Origin of the sequence: Pseudomonas canadensis, from assembly GCF_000503215.1 — a bacterium.
GTDB lineage: Bacteria > Pseudomonadota > Gammaproteobacteria > Pseudomonadales > Pseudomonadaceae > Aquipseudomonas > Aquipseudomonas canadensis.
On sequence record NZ_AYTD01000013.1, the window covers coordinates 1,175,747 to 1,190,472 of the forward strand.

At 61.2% G+C, this 14,726-nt stretch carries 12 protein-coding genes; 5 read left to right on the top strand and 7 right to left on the bottom strand.

What is annotated here, in order from left to right; genetic code table 11:
• Both U367_RS0114225 and rlmKL read right to left on the bottom strand, forming a co-directional pair.
• Entirely contained in the window at positions 1-2,433 is a 2,433-nt protein-coding gene (locus U367_RS0114225; protein ID WP_028617501.1) for a sensor domain-containing diguanylate cyclase, read from the bottom strand.
• A gap of 140 nt (positions 2,434-2,573) precedes the next feature.
• Positions 2,574-4,838: a bifunctional 23S rRNA (guanine(2069)-N(7))-methyltransferase RlmK/23S rRNA (guanine(2445)-N(2))-methyltransferase RlmL gene (gene rlmKL, locus U367_RS0114230; protein WP_028617502.1), complete on the bottom strand. Its 2,265-nt coding sequence runs from the start codon at positions 4,836-4,838 to the stop codon at positions 2,574-2,576.
• A 532-nt stretch (positions 4,839-5,370) separates the two neighbouring features.
• Here rlmKL and rmf point away from each other — a divergent pair.
• The gene (gene rmf / locus U367_RS1000000130940; RefSeq protein ID WP_002553055.1) at positions 5,371-5,586 is read left to right on the top strand and encodes a ribosome modulation factor; all 216 of its coding nucleotides are present in this window, start codon (positions 5,371-5,373) and stop codon (positions 5,584-5,586) included.
• 202 nt (positions 5,587-5,788) lie between these two features.
• On the opposite strand, the gene U367_RS0114235 is transcribed toward rmf, so the two are convergent.
• The 5 genes from U367_RS0114235 to sctC all read right to left on the bottom strand — a co-directional run bounded on the left by U367_RS0114235 (position 5,789) and on the right by sctC (position 9,572).
• Positions 5,789-6,814, bottom strand: coding sequence for a quinone-dependent dihydroorotate dehydrogenase (locus U367_RS0114235; RefSeq protein WP_028617503.1), 1,026 nt, complete (start codon positions 6,812-6,814; stop codon positions 5,789-5,791).
• Positions 6,815-6,899: 85 nt separating this feature from the next.
• Positions 6,900-7,322, bottom strand: a complete 423-nt coding sequence (locus U367_RS0114240) for a transglycosylase SLT domain-containing protein (RefSeq protein ID WP_308907856.1) — start codon at positions 7,320-7,322, stop codon at positions 6,900-6,902.
• A 31-nt stretch (positions 7,323-7,353) separates the two neighbouring features.
• Positions 7,354-7,749, bottom strand: a complete 396-nt coding sequence (locus tag U367_RS0114245; protein ID WP_028617505.1) for a winged helix-turn-helix domain-containing protein — start codon at positions 7,747-7,749, stop codon at positions 7,354-7,356.
• 155 nt (positions 7,750-7,904) lie between these two features.
• Positions 7,905-8,129, bottom strand: a complete 225-nt coding sequence (locus U367_RS0114250; protein WP_028617506.1) for a FliM/FliN family flagellar motor switch protein — start codon at positions 8,127-8,129, stop codon at positions 7,905-7,907.
• Between the two features lie 15 nt (positions 8,130-8,144).
• Positions 8,145-9,572 carry a type III secretion system outer membrane ring subunit SctC gene (gene sctC, locus U367_RS0114255; protein ID WP_028617507.1) on the bottom strand — a complete coding sequence of 476 codons (1,428 nt, stop codon included), beginning with the start codon at positions 9,570-9,572 and terminating at the stop codon, positions 8,145-8,147.
• A 274-nt stretch (positions 9,573-9,846) separates the two neighbouring features.
• Between sctC and U367_RS0114260 the strand changes: the two genes are divergently transcribed.
• From U367_RS0114260 to U367_RS0114275, 4 genes are all read left to right on the top strand, one after another.
• Entirely contained in the window at positions 9,847-11,073 is a 1,227-nt protein-coding gene (locus U367_RS0114260) for a CmpA/NrtA family ABC transporter substrate-binding protein (protein ID WP_028617508.1), read from the top strand.
• A 13-nt stretch (positions 11,074-11,086) separates the two neighbouring features.
• A complete protein-coding gene (locus U367_RS0114265) occupies positions 11,087-11,662 on the top strand; it encodes an ANTAR domain-containing response regulator (protein WP_028617509.1) in 576 nt (191 codons plus the stop codon).
• A 157-nt stretch (positions 11,663-11,819) separates the two neighbouring features.
• Complete coding sequence (locus U367_RS0114270) at positions 11,820-13,031, top strand: nitrate/nitrite transporter (protein ID WP_016979267.1); 1,212 nt, start codon at positions 11,820-11,822, stop codon at positions 13,029-13,031.
• Positions 13,031-14,701: a bifunctional protein-serine/threonine kinase/phosphatase gene (locus U367_RS0114275; protein WP_028617510.1), complete on the top strand. Its 1,671-nt coding sequence runs from the start codon at positions 13,031-13,033 to the stop codon at positions 14,699-14,701. Before U367_RS0114270 ends, U367_RS0114275 begins: the two co-directional genes overlap by 1 nt.
• Positions 14,702-14,726: the final 25 nt, after the last annotated feature.

Sequence of the window (14,726 nt, forward strand, 5' to 3'; positions counted from 1 at the left end):
TTATTGCACGGGACCGCTGCGCGGTCCGACGGGAGCAAGCTCCCTCGCCACAACTTCCACCCGATCCCTGCCCGCCTGCTTGGCCACATACACGGCCGAGTCGGCGCGCAGCAGCAACCCGTCAATGCCCTCATCCACCCGCCAACTGGCCACGCCAAAGCTGGCGGTGACGATGCCTACCGGTTCCATCGGCGCACTGCGCAGCGCCGTCCACAACTCCACCGCCAGGCTGTAGGCCTGTGCACCATCGGTGTGCGGGCACAGCACCATGAACTCCTCGCCGCCCAGGCGGCAGAACACATCGGTGCGGCGCAGGCGCTGGCTGATGCGCTTGCACAGTTCCTGCAGCACCCCATCGCCCACGGCATGCCCGTGCTGGTCGTTGATGCGTTTGAAGTGATCGATATCCAGCATGATCACGGACAAGTTACCCGAGGTGCGATTGAGCCTCACCATTTCGGCCTTGAGACGATCCTGGAAATAGCGGCGGTTATGAATGCCAGTCAAAGCGTCGGTGATGGACAGCGCACGCAGCTCTTCTTCCACCCGCTTCAGATCGGAAATATCCGACACGTACCCATGCCACAACGTACCGCCTGCGGGTAACTCTTCCGGCGTTGCCTCGCCACGAATCCAACGCAGGCCGCGTTGCGGCAACAACACGCGGTATTCCTCGCGCCAATGGCTCAACTGCAATGCTGACAAGCGAATCGAAGCGCGCACCCGCTCCGCATCCAACGGGTGGATGCGCTCGAACACTTTATTCGCATCCTGCTGCAACACCTTGGGTTCGATTTCATAGATGTCACGCATGCCGTCACTGGCGTAGATGAATTTCCAGTTGTCCTGGGGCTCCAGGGTGAACTGGAAGATCCCGCCGGGCACATGGGCGCTGAGCTTCTTGAGCAGGCGATCGCGGGCCGCCAAGGCCTCGTAGGCACGTTTCTGTTCGGTGATGTCCAGGTAAATCGCCAAGTGGCCGATCCACAAACCATGGTCGTCCAGCAACACCGTGGCCAGCATGTTCACGGTCAACTGAGTGCCGTTTTCGCGGATCAAGCTCCATTCGCGGGCTTCGTGCAGGGTGTCCGGGCTTTCCACCAGCATCGCCTGGCTGGCGGGAATACGCTTGCCCAACGCCACACTCAGGCTGCCCGCGCGCGCTTCCAGCTCCGACGCCAGGTGCAGGCTCTCCAATGTGTGCGTGCCTACCACGTGCTCGGCCTTGAAACCCAGCATCTGCTCGGCGCCGGCGTTGAAGGTATTGATGACGCCGCGCAGGTCGGTGGCAATGATCGCCACCTGAGTCGCGGCGTTCAGCACGCTGCGCAATTGGCCATGGGCACCGCGCAGTTCCTGTTCACGCAGGCGCAACTGGGCAGTGCGCTGCTCCACCAGCTTCACGGCGCGCTGACGCTGGCTTACCAGCACATAGAGCAAGGCACTGAGCAGCAGGCTGAGCAGGCAGCCCATGGTCAGGATGGTGTTCAGCGAGGAATGGTTGGCCTGGTCGAACACCTGGCTGGGGCGCAGTTTCAAGGCGTACACATGGTCACCCAGCGTGAGACGACGCGCACCGACCAGGTCGCTGCTACCGACGTCATTGCTGGATTCGAAGAGCACGCGTTTCTGCAGGTCGGACGAGTCGATGATCTGCATCACCAGGTTGTCCCGCTCGGGCTTGGGCAGACCGTCGGCCACCAGCTGGCGCATGCTGATCACTGCCATCACATAGCCGTAGGGCTCGTTCTGCGACTGATCGGAGGTGGGCAGCTGACTCACCGGCGCGACCAGTAAAACCCCGGTGGCATAGGCCGGCTCCACTCCCACCAATTGCATAGGCTGGGACACCGCCAGCTTGCCGGTCTTTTGCGCACGCTCAAGGGTTGAACGCCGCAAGGGCTGGGCCAAAAGATCAAAGCCAAGGGGCGCGCCCAACAGGCTTTGAGTCTGGCTGTACAGCACCGGCACGTATTCCTCACGCTGGGGCGCAGGGGCCAGCTCACCGGCTGTATTCAGTTCGCGGATCACGAAAGGCAGGCCGCGCTGGCGGGAGACGTCCTGCTCAAACTGGCTGCGCTGCTCGCGGTACACCCGTGGCGCCCATGAGTACGCACGGGCGCGCAACAACAAAGGCTGGGCAAAACCGTCGAATTCTTCGCGGGACACATCATCGGAATTGACGAAGAAGCGCCGCAGGCTGTTCAGCCGTTGCTCCTGGTCTTCGAAACGTTCCTGCAGGCGGGTGTAGCGCTCATTGACCAGCAATTGAAAGCGCTGGCGCACCTGTTGCTGATAGAGGTCGGCGGCCGCCCAGGCGACAACCGCCGTCAAGGCAAACCCTGCCAATAACACCACCAATGCCACCAGCCAAGCCGACGCCTGCTCACTGATAAAGCCTAGGATTTTCGGGCGTACGGCTTGCAACGGCATAGGCAACACTCACAACGCCAGCGTGCGGGGGGTGTCACTTTGGCTAGGCCTTAAGTTATAGCCATCGGCCCTGTGTTTGACCAGCGTAAAAAAGCCGCAAGCCCGGAATAATCCAGGCTTGCGGCTTTTTGGTGCAGCGATCAGCGTGCGGTGATTTTCCACGCCCGATGGATCTTCGCGTTGCGCGCAAAATCCGGGTCGATGGTCTTGTCGCTGATTTCCTCGACCGCATAACGTTCGCTGAGGTTGTCCTCCAGCGCGAACTTGCGGAAGTTGTTCGAGAAATACAGTACGCCGCCCGGTGCCAGGCGCGCCATGGCCAGGTCGAGCAACTGCACGTGGTCGCGCTGCACGTCGAAGATGCCTTCCATGCGCTTGGAGTTGGAGAAGGTCGGCGGGTCGATGAAGATCAGGTCGAACTCATCGCGGCTGGCCTCCAGCCACGCCATCACATCACCCTGCTCCAGGCGGTTCTTGTCGGAAAAACCGTTGAGGGAGAAGTTGCGACGCGCCCAGTCCAGATAGGTCTTGGACAGATCGACGCTGGTGGTGCTGCGCGCGCCGCCTTTGGCCGCGTGCACACTGGCGGTGGCGGTGTAGCAATACAGGTTGAGGAAGCGCTTGCCGGCGGCTTCTTTCTGGATGCGCATGCGCATTGGGCGGTGGTCGAGAAACAGGCCGGTGTCCAGGTAGTCGGTGAGGTTGACCAGCAACTTCACGCCGCCTTCGCTGACTTCGGTGAACTTACCCTGGGCGCTCTGGCGCTCGTACTGCTTGGTGCCGCTCTGACGCTCGCGACGCTTGACCACCACGCGGCTCTTGTCGATGTTCAGCGCCTGGGGAATCGCCGCCAGCGCATCGAACATACGCGCGGAGGCTTTTTCCGGGTCGATGGATTTCGGCGCAGCGTACTCCTGCACGTGGACCCAGTCGTGGTACAGGTCGATGGCCATGGAGTATTCCGGCATGTCGGCATCGTACACACGGTAGCAATCCACGCCTTCGCGCTTGGCCCACTTGCCCAGCAACTTGAGGTTCTTCTGCAGGCGGTTGGCGAACATCTGCCCGCCTTCGCTCAGGCGCGCCTGCTCGACCACCGGGGCCGGAGCGGGTTTGATCGGGTTGCCGTTCTTGTTGTACTGGCGCTCTTGCGGCTCAGCCGGGGCTTGATCGTAAGCGGCTTGCTCACGCTCAGCCTGACGCTGTTCCGGGGTACGACGCTCGCCGGTGACGAACTGGTCCGGATTGACTTTGATCAGCAACAGCTTGCACGGCAACGCGCCGTTCCAGAACGAATACTGTTTGTGGCTGCGGATACCCATGCGCTTGCCCAGGTCCGGCGCACCGGTGAACACCGCCGCTTCCCAGCCCATGCAGGCCTGGCGCAGACGCTCGCCGAGGTTCTGGTAGAGGTACAACAGGCTGGCTTCGTCACCCAGACGCTCGCCGTACGGCGGGTTGCAGATGACCAGGCCTTTCTGGTTCTGGTCCGGACGCGGCTCGAAAGTGCCGACTTCGCCCTGGTACACCTTGATCCAATGGCTCAGGCCTGCGCGTTCGATGTTGTTGCGCGCGGGTTGGATCAACCGTGGGTCGGCTTCGTAGCCTCGGATCCACAGTGGCGGCTTGTTCATGCCGATGGCGGCACGTTCAGTAGCTTCTGTGTGCAGCTTCTTCCACAGCGCCGGGACGTGACCCAGCCAGGTGGTGAAGCCCCACAGTTCGCGATTCAGGTTGGGCGCCATGTCGGCAGCGATCATCGCGCCTTCCACCAGGAAGGTGCCCACGCCGCACATCGGGTCGCTCAGCGCGCCGCCTTCAGCCGCAATGCGCGGCCAGCCGGCACGGATCAGGATCGCGGCGGCCAGGTTTTCCTTCAACGGTGCCGCGCCCTGCTGCAGACGGTAACCGCGCTGGTGCAGGCTGTGGCCGGACAGGTCGAGGGACAGGATGGCTTCGCCACGGTCCAGGCGCAGGTGGATGCGCAGGTCCGGGTTGATCTTGTCGATGGACGGGCGTTCGCCGGTCGGGGTGCGCAGCTTGTCGACGATCGCATCCTTGACCTTCAGCGCGCCGAAGTGGGTGTTGTCGATGCCCGAGCCGTGACCACTGAACTCAACGGCCAGGGTGCCGTCCGGCACCATGTGGTCGGCCCACTCGATGTCCAGCACGCCGTGGTAAAGGTCTTCGGCGTCCTTCATCGGGAAGCGCTTGAGCACCAGCAGCACGCGGTTGGCCAGGCGCGACCAGAGGCACAGGCGGTAAGCGGTTTCCATGTCGGCCATGCCGCGCACGGCCGAGGTGTGCTCGCGGGCTTCCTCAAGGCCAAGCCCGACGGCTTCCTCGATCAGCAGGCCTTCGAGGCCCTTGGGGCAGGTGAGGAAGAGTTCAAAACGGTCCGACATGGGGCATTCCAGGCTTTTCAGCAATAAATGAACGGGCGACGCATCGCCGGCTCGGTTTTCAATCAAGCACTTTTCTTGAAGAGTGCTCGCGTGGCACGAATGTGCCGTCCCACCCCGTCCGACAGGCCCTTGGGCCTTTATTGACGGGGCAGATAAACAATTAGCTGTAACAAAAAGAAATATTCCGACCCTTCGTCGAATAATAACCGACTGCAACGAGCGGACATTCTCACTAAAGGATTAAACCCATCCTCTTTGCAGGGTGCATCATAGCTGGCTTTGCCAGATAAATGGGGCGAAAAGCCATCCCAGCTTATGGCTATAGCATCGTTATCGTTACGTGCTTATGACAAAACGATCATTGAATCCATGTGACCTATTGGTTAGAACTCAACACAGGTTGGCGCCGTAACGACGCCGACACACAGGCTCGCCACGCCGGCAGCGAGCCCACCAACGGCAGAAAAACTCTGCCCGGCCCTACGCGGGGCCGAAGGATATCAAGACAGTCAACAAGTGAGGGAAACACCCTATGAGAAGACTTAAGCGTGATCCGTTGGAAAGAGCATTTTTACGCGGATATCAATATGGCGTTCATGGCAAATCCCGTGAGCTTTGCCCATTTACTCTACCGTCGGTACGCCAAGCCTGGATCAACGGCTGGCGAGAAGGACGCGGCGACAACTGGGACGGTATGACTGGCACTGCGGGAATCCACAGACTCAACGAACTTCACGCCGTCGGCTAATCAAGGGCAACTCATTCCGACATCACCACCGATGAAGATGTAACGACTTAACCACGCACGTCCTATCCGGGCGGCGGGCTTCGGCCCAGGGGGCTCCTTAATGGAGCCCTTTTTAATGGGCCTGTAGGAGCCGGCTTGCGGGCGATGAGGCCTTAGGAATCGACGTTGATCTTGGATACACCATCGCCGGCAAGCCGGACTCCTACTGTTTCGGTAATGCTGCGATCGCGTCCACCGACTGGCGGATCAACGCCGGGCCCTTGTAGATAAACCCAGAGTACAACTGCACCAGGCTGGCACCCGCGGCGATCTTCTCGGCAGCGTGCTTGCCTTCGGTGACGCCTCCTGCGGCGATGATCGGCAAACGTCCAGCCAGCTCGGCGGCCAGCACCTTGACGATATGGGTGCTCTGCTCACGCACCGGCGCGCCCGACAGGCCACCCGCCTCGTCACCATGGGCCAAGCCTTCGACACCTACGCGGCTGAGGGTGGTGTTGGTCGCGATCACCGCGTCCATGCCAGCGTCCACCAGGGCTTGGGCGACCAATACGGTTTCTTCGTCGCTCATGTCCGGGGCAATCTTGATCGCCAGCGGCACGCGCTTGCCATGGCGCACGGCCAGGTCTTCCTGGCGCTGGCGCAGGGCTTCGAGCAATTGCTTGAGGGAATCACCGAACTGCAGGCTGCGCAGGCCCGGGGTGTTGGGCGAACTGACGTTGACCGTGACATAGCTGGCGTGGGCGTAAACCTTGTCCAGGCAGATCAAGTAATCATCGACGGCACGCTCGACCGGCGTATCGAAGTTCTTGCCGATATTGATACCGAGGATGCCCTTGTACTTCGCCGCCTGAACCCGCGACAGCAGATGATCAACGCCCAGGTTGTTGAAGCCCATACGGTTGATGATCGCCTCGGCTTCCGGCAGGCGGAAGATGCGCGGCTTGGGGTTGCCCGGCTGTGGTCGTGGGGTCACGGTGCCGATTTCGACGAAACCGAAACCCAACTGCGCAAAGCCATCGATGGCCGCACCGTTTTTATCCAGACCGGCCGCCAGCCCGACCGGGTTGGGGAAGTCGAGCCCCATCACCGAGACCGGCATTTTCGCCGGTGCCTTGCATACCAGGCCATTGAGCCCCAGGCGTCCACCGGCACCGATCAGGTCCAGGGACAGATCGTGGGAAGTTTCCGGGGAAAGTTTGAACAACAGCTGGCGGGCCAGGGTATACATGGGCGGGCTAGACTCGGTGGCGGCGAAAGGTGGCGGCGATTATAGCCGGGGTGACAGGTAGCGCGCGAGGCGTGAACCTCAATCGTCAGTAACGGTGCGCGACCAACTGCTCGTAATACGCCCATATTTTCTGCGCATACTGCATGCGCAACGCCTCGCGCTCGGGCCCGGTGCCTGTCCCCACGTTGTAGGAACCCACTGCCGTCCAGTTGTAGCCAAAGCGCTGGATGAACTCGGCCAGGATCGAAGCCCCCACCTCAACCGACAGGCAGGGCTCATTGATCAAGCGATCCTCGGTAATGCCCTGCTTGAGCAAGCGTGGCAGATGAATGCTGTTGATCTGCATCAGGCCGATGTCTCGGGTGCCATTACGGTTGGCATGATTCATCGCTTGCGCACGATTACCCGATTCCACGACCGCGATCGCTTGCAGCAACTCCGGCTCGATGTTGTATTGCGTCGCGGCCTCTTTCCAACAGTAGGCCAACGCTTGCTGACTGACCATCATGGCACCCAACACCCAGCCCGTGCTCCACAACCTAACCACGCTTCAACAACCCCTGGCTGACTTGGCCGCAGGCCGAACACACCTGTTGCGCACGCCCCGACACCGTGCTCACCGGACAGGTAAAACGATATCCCCGACCGTAGATCGTCTTGATAAACCCCTTATCGGCACCGAGGTATTTACGCAGCGAGTAGATGCAGCGCGTCAACGACTCCTCGGCAACCTCTCCCTGCGGCCAGCCCAGTTCGAGCAAGCGATCCTTGGTCATCAACGTACCATCAGAGACCAACAGCAGCCGTAATACTTGCCACTCCTTAGGGGGTAACTGGACATCCGACCCCTCGCCCGTCAGGCGACCGTGGTCATGCAGGGTCCAACGCGCAAACACCAGGGAAACCGCCGTCCCTCCATCATCCATGACGGCCATGGTTACCTCGGCATCCAACTCCTGACATTGACGTCCTCATTTCAATCACTGACTCATGTGCCCATGTCACGACTATAAAAAACCGGCTCACGACTCACGCTAGGAAAAAACCCATATATCCAGCGGCTTTTGAAAACATGCTGTAAGACGTTTCGCTATCCCTCTTCGACAGGCAGCCACGCCTGATATACCTCATGCAACTCAACCCCTAGCCGGTCTTCCAATTGCACCAACTCGCCCAACGCCAACAATTGCCCATTCACCCGAACCTCCACGCAATGGATGATCTCCGGCATCAGCGGCAACACCTTTCCGGGCGCAAAGGCAGCCAGCCGCCTGCGGCTGATCAGTTGTTCCTGTAGAAGAATTTCCAGATGCATGAGTTAACACCTTGTTTACGGTGAGACATCGCGCTGCGGTCGCACAAATGCACGCTGGACACGCTCGTATTGCGCCGCAGTCAGGGGTGGTGGCCCTCCTGCCTCTTCCAACCCCTTCAACTCGCTGCCCACCGCCCTGGCCTGGATCACAAACAGGCGTACTTGGGCTGGACGACCTGCCCCCCGCCCTTCAGATTCCCGCTGAAACGCACCCAGCCATAGGCGTCTGCCCTGAGGCACTCGGACCACGCTGTTGATACCCACCCGCCCCACCGCCGCGTTTTTTTCACGCTGCCCCGCCTCACTCATCTGGCGCCCTTCGTCCACCTCAAGGCGCATTTCAATCTGGTTACCCTGCGCAAAACGTGGCAGCACGCTGACCTGGGTGCCATAACGCAGCGGTTTCCAGTCGGCGCGATTGTCTCCGCGGGGCGGCATGTAAAACGTGTGGTTGTCCTGGAACACCGCCGGCACATTCTCCTGGGTGAGAATCACCGGCAACGTCGCCACCTTCGCTCGTCGGCGACGCTCCAATGCAGCGACCTTTGCCATGAGGAGGCTATCGTCCAAGGGGGCCAAGACTCGCGTGGTCGACGCCTTCGGTTCTTCATCCGAGTCCAGGCCCAGTTTCTTCAATTCATCGCGTTCAACATCCACCAGCCACAGCGAGACCTCGATCGCTCGCTTGGGCACGTCGAGTTCCGCCACCAGTTTCTGGATGAAACTCACTTGGGCCGGCTTGCCCTTGATCAACAGGCTGTTGCTGTCCGGGTACGCGATCACGCCCAGGCTCTTGTCCGAGAGCAACCCCTTTTGCTCGCTGGCCAACAGGGTCTCGATCATCGTCGCCATCCCCGGCACGGTGACCGGGTTGTCGCGCGTGCCGTACTGTCGATCCACCACATCGGTATTGAGCACTTGGACGACGGCAAAGGACTGAGCGCCCACTCGCAAGTCAGCCCTTTTGCGGTCCATCAACTGAGCCAGGCGCAGTACCTGGTCGATATAATTCGGTGGGCCGGACACATAGAACGTGCGCGCTCCACTTTCACGCAATGGATAACGTGATTCATCGAGGCCGGAGCGGCGCATCAGGCTACGTAGCCTGTCGACCGAGATATGCCGCAAGGTCACCGCAGAACTTTTTTCTTCGCCTGCGTCATAGACATGCAGCGCTTGCCCGTCGCTGTACCAGATCAACCCTTGCTCAAGTGCAAGCGCCTCCAGGGCCTGTTGTGGCGCATCGAAATCCAGTGCTGCGCTGAGGCGTTTGCGTGCGACTTCGCGACTCACAACGATGGGCAACCCAAGTGGCACCGACAGCGCAGTGAACACGGTATGCAGGCTTTGGTCCTGCGCTTGGTAAAGCTCGCCCCAGGCCCGCGTGTTGATCAAGAGCAGCGCGACAAACAACAGTCGACGGTATAGCCAGAGGCGAGGCATCGTTGCTGGGACTTCGGCGTACACCGTGGGCGTTCCTCGGCGGTCTGGCAGTGGGAGAGTCGCCATACTGAGAGCCCGCCCGCTTTCAATCTTGATGGAAAGTTGATGAGTCTCCAGGTCCACTCGGCCGTGGCATGTGCCTTGCTATGAACTCTGTATCAGAGCACGCACCAAAGGCGGAGCGAGCTTACGGACAAAGGCGTCGTTACCCGCATTGGCTTACATCGCCATCTGAGGGAACGACGCTTTTTTTTGGAAGAAAAGGTAGGTGTAGATGAACGATTCGGTGGGCAACAGCCCGATGAACGACCCGCTGGCCTGGGTCAACGGCAGTGATGCACCGGAAAAAGGCAGCCTCGACCTGGGCTTCATGGCCTTGAGTGACTGCGCCTCGATGGTGGTGGCGGCCACCCAGGGCTTCGCGCAACCCTATGGCCTGACCTTGAACCTCAAGCGCCAATCGTCCTGGGCCAACCTGCGCGACAAACTGGTCAGCGGCGAACTGGACGCCGCCCACAGCCTGTACGGGCTGATCTACGCCGTGCACCTGGGTATCGGTGGTGTCGCGCCCACCGACATGGCCGTGCTGATGGGGCTCAACCAGAACGGCCAAAGCATCAACCTGTCCCACGGTTTGCAACAACAGGGGGTGATCACTCCTGAGGCACTGGATCGCCACGTGCACCAAAGCCGAACAAAACTGACCTTCGCCCAGACATTTCCCACAGGCACCCATGCGATGTGGCTGTATTACTGGCTGGCAAGCCAGGGCATTCATCCATTACAGGATGTGGACAGCGTAGTGGTCCCACCACCGCAAATGGTTGCGCACCTGCAAGCCGGGCGCATCGATGGGTTTTGCGTCGGCGAGCCCTGGTGCGCCAGCGCGGTCAAACAGAACCAAGGGTTTACCCTGGCGACGACCCAGGCTATCTGGCCGGATCATCCGGAAAAGGTGCTCGGCTGCACCCAGGCGTTCGTGGATCAAAACCCGAACACGGCCCGCGTGCTGGTGAGGGCAATCCTGGAAGCCAGTCGGTTTATCGAAGAAAGCCGCGAAAACCGCCGCTCCACCGCACAACTGCTCAGTGGCCGCGAATACCTCGATGCCCCGCTCGACTGCATCGAGCCGCGCCTGCTGGGGATCTATGACGACGGCCTGGGCAATCAGTGGCAGGATCCCCACGCGCTGCGTTTTTTTGCCGACGGCGAGGTCAACCTCCCCTACCTCTCTGACGGCATGTGGTTCATGACCCAGTTCCGGCGCTGGGGTCTGTTGCGCGAAGACCCCGACTACCTCGGTGTTGCGCGCCAGGTGCAGCAACTGGCGCTGTATCGCCAGGCCGCCGATGGACTGGGGATCGCCACGAACGACCAGGACATGCGCAGCAGCCAACTGATCGACGGCAAAATCTGGGACGGTTCCGACCCCGCCGGCTATGCCCGCAGCTTCCGGCTGCATGCGCTGGCCGATCCGACCCACCGCCAAGCCTTGCGCTGACAGGAGGACCTCCATGTTGCGAATCCTGCTGATCAACGACACCCCACGCAAGGTAGGCCGACTCAAGACTGCGCTGATCGAAGCCGGTTTTGACGTGATCGACGAGTCCGGCCTGACCATTGACCTGCCCGCACGCGTCGAAACGGTGCGCCCGGATGTGATCCTGATCGATACCGAGTCACCGGGGCGCGATGTGATGGAGCAAGTGGTGCTGGTCAGCCGTGACCAACCCCGGCCCATCGTGATGTTCACCGACGAACACGACCCGAACGTGATGCGCCAGGCGATCAAGTCCGGCGTCAGCGCCTACATCGTCGAAGGCATCCAGGCCCAGCGCCTGCAGCCGATCCTTGATGTGGCCATGGCCCGCTTCGAAAGCGATCAGGCCTTGCGCGCGCAGCTTCAAGCCCGCGACCAGCAGTTGGCCGAGCGCAAACGTATCGAGTTGGCCAAGGGCATGCTGATGAAAATGAAGGACTGCAACGAGGAAGAGGCCTACACCCTGATGCGCCGCCAGGCCATGAGCCGCCAGCAGAAGCTGATCCAGGTGGCGGAGCAGATTATCGCCATGAGCGAGTTGCTCGGCTGATTTGGCGCAGCTCTTGCTAAGCATTCACCACAGGTAGCCAACGGCGGTTGCCCCTCCCCGACAAAGACGTCGCACACCCGGTTTGCCCTCGCGAACCCGGTGGCGGCGTTTTTTCGTTTTGGCCTTCTTACAAGACTCCCAACCGTTGAGGTGCGTGATGAAATCAAGCTTCTGGAAATCCGGGCACACCCCGACCTTGTTTGCCGCGTTCCTGTATTTCGACCTGAGCTTCATGGTCTGGTACCTGCTGGGGCCCTTGGCGATACAGATTGCCGCCGACCTGCACCTGACCACTCAGCAGCGTGGCCTGATGGTCGCAACGCCGATCCTCGCGGGTGCGATTTTGCGCTTTTTGATGGGTATGCTGGCGGACAAGTTGTCGCCCAAGACGGCAGGCCTGATTGGCCAGGTGATTGTGATTTGCGCCCTGTTCGGCGCCTGGAAACTCGGGATCCATAGCTACGAACAAGCGCTGTTGCTGGGTGTGTTCCTCGGCATGGCCGGTGCATCGTTTGCCGTCGCGCTGCCACTGGCCTCCCAGTGGTACCCGGCTGAACATCAGGGCAAGGCGATGGGTATCGCCGGTGCGGGTAACTCCGGCACAGTGTTCGCCGCGTTGCTGGCACCGGTATTGGCGGCCGCCTTTGGCTGGAGCAACGTGTTCGGCTTCGCGCTGATCCCCCTGGTGCTGACCCTGATCGTCTTTGCCTGGCTGGCACGCAATGCCCCGGAACGCCCGAAGGCCAAGTCCATGGCCGACTACTTCAAGGCCCTGGGTGACCGGGACAGTTGGTGGTTCATGTTTTTCTACAGCGTGACCTTCGGCGGCTTTATCGGCCTGGCAAGCGCCCTGCCCGGCTATTTCAATGACCAATACGGCCTGAGCCCGGTGACAGCCGGCTACTACACCGCCGCCTGCGTGTTCGGCGGCAGCCTGATGCGCCCGCTGGGTGGCGCGTTGGCGGATCGCTTCGGCGGGATTCGAACCTTGCTGGGCATGTACAGCGTGGCGGCGATCTGCATCGCGGCGGTGGGTTTCAACCTGCCGAGTTCCTACGCAGCGCTGGCGCTTTTCGTCTGCACCATGCTGGGTCTCGGCGCAGGAAATGGCGCAGTGTTCCAATTGGTGCCGCAGCGTTTCCGCCGTGAGATCGGCGTGATGACCGGCCTGATCGGCATGGCTGGCGGTATCGGCGGCTTTGCCCTGGCAGCCGGCATGGGCGCGATCAAACAAAGTACCGGCAGCTATCAGATGGCGTTGTGGTTGTTCGCCAGCCTGGGCGTATTGGCCTGGTTCGGCCTGCACGGCGTGAAGCGTCGCTGGAGAACCACCTGGGGCTCGGCTGCCGTGACGGCTGCGCGGGTCTGATGAGCCTGCAACTGAGCGTCGCCCAAGCCAGTGCCATTGGCCCCCGGGCGGAAAACCAGGACGCGTTGCGGATGGTCACACCCGTGGCCGAACTGGCGGCGAGCAAGGGCTACCTGTGCGCCATCGCCGACGGCGTGAGCCAGTGCGCCGACGGCGGCCTGGCCGCGCGCTCGACCTTGCAGGCCCTCGCCCTGGATTACTACGCCACGCCGCAAACCTGGGGCGTGGCTCAGGCCCTGGAGCGTTTGCTGCTGGCACAGAATCGCTGGTTGCAAGCCAATGGTGGTGGTCAGCCTCTGTTGACCACCCTGAGTGCACTGGTGTTTCGCGGCCAGCGCTTCACCCTGGCGCATGTCGGCGATTGCCGAGCGTATCGTTGGCTCGACGGCCAATTGCAGCGCATCACCGAGGATCACGTCTGGGAGCAACCGGGCATGCAGCATGTGCTCAAGCGCGCCCTTGGCCTGGATCAACATCTGGTGGTGGATTTTCTCGATGGCCAGTTGCGTGAAGGCGAATGTTTCCTACTGCTCAGTGATGGCGTGTGGGCAACGCTGGGCGATCACAGTATCCAGGCGATTTTGCGCGAACAAACCAACCTGGATGTGGCGGTCAACACCCTAGTCAACGCCGCACACCTTGCGGGTAGCCAGGACAATGCCAGCGCGCTGTTGGTACGTGTCGACGCCCTCGGCGCAGCCACGCTCGGCGATGCGCTGGTACAGTTGCAGCAATGGCCACTGCCACCGCTGTTGAAAGCCGGGCAGCACTTTGAAGGCTGGCAGGTGGAGAGCGTGTTGGCGCAAAGCCGGCAGTCACTGCTTTACCGGGTGCGCGATGCCCAGCAACAACCCTGGCTGTTGAAAACCCTGCCGTTGAGCCGTGACGACGATCACGATGCCGGCCAAGCCTTGCTGTCGGAGGAATGGTTTCTGCGTCGGGTTGCGGGGCGGGCATTCCCTGAAGTCCATGCCGGCAGCGGGCGCCAGCATTTGTACTACGTGATGCGTGAATATTCCGGCCAGACCCTGGCCGAACTGTTCCTACATCAAGGCCCTTTGCCCTTGGCGCAATGGCAGTCGATTGCCGAGCGTCTGCTGCGGGCTGTGGGCATGCTGCATCGGCGGCAGATCCTGCACCGCGATATCAAGCCGGAAAACCTGCTGCTGGGAGACGACGGAGAGTTGCGAGTGCTGGATTTCGGCCTGGCGTATTGCCCAGGCCTGTCGGAAGACGGCGCTCATGCGCTGCCAGGCACGCCCAGCTTTATTGCACCTGAAGCCTTCAACGGCGAGCGTCCTACGGCCCAACAGGACTTATACGGCGTCGGCGTTACCTTGTATTACCTGCTGACCGGACATTACCCCTACGGCGAAATCGAGGCCTTCCAACGGCCCCGGTTTACTCAGCCTGTCAGCGCCAGCCGCTACCGTCCCGACCTGCCGGATTGGCTGCCCCTCAGCCTGGAACGGGCCGTGGCGGCCCAACCCGCCCATCGCTATGAAACCGCCGAAGAGTGGTTGCGCGTGCTGGAACAGGCTGACCGCCAGGAAATGAGCATTCGCCCCCGGCCTTTGCTGGAGCGGGAGCCCATGAAGGTCTGGCGCACGCTGGCGCTGCTCTCGTTATTGATCAATCTGGTGCTGTTGTACTCACTCTTTCACCGCTGACGTCATCCCTGGACGAGGAACACCC